The organism is Flavobacterium sp. F52, assembly GCF_000278705.1.
In the GTDB taxonomy this organism is placed as follows: Bacteria; Bacteroidota; Bacteroidia; order Flavobacteriales; family Flavobacteriaceae; genus Flavobacterium; species Flavobacterium anhuiense.
This window is the reverse complement of the sequence record NZ_AKZQ01000041.1, coordinates 1-341: the sequence shown is the minus strand read 5'-3', so window position 1 is coordinate 341 and position 341 is coordinate 1. Positions and strand designations below refer to the sequence as shown.

Here is a 341-nt window from a genome sequence, read left to right as displayed (position 1 = left end):
TGAACCAGCTGAGCTAATCCTTTTGTTTAATTAATGCTTCGATTTTAATTCTGCTTTTCCAAGATTTAATTTGAAGCTCTCTTTTATGAGCATCTTCTTTCGTTTCATAATTTTCTGTATAAACAACTTTCCAATCATTTGCATTTCCTGTAAAACCTTTACTCCTCTGATTATGACGAATCAGTCTTTCTTCTAAATTGGAAGTGAATCCAATATGATATCTATTCTTGCTTTCGCTAAATAATATATAAACAGTAAAATCCATAAAAACATATAAAGCAAAAAACTCCAAAATCAAATGACTTTGGAGTTTTTGGAATTTTGTGGGCGATGAGGGGTTC

At 30.8% G+C, this 341-nt stretch carries 1 protein-coding gene; it reads right to left on the bottom strand.

Going from position 1 to position 341, the window contains the following annotated elements; all coding sequences use genetic code 11:
* Nucleotides 1-13: 13 nt before the first annotated feature.
* Nucleotides 14-341, bottom strand: a 328-nt coding sequence (locus FF52_RS21745) for a GIY-YIG nuclease family protein (RefSeq protein ID WP_008469009.1), incomplete at its 5' end; no start/stop codon positions are given.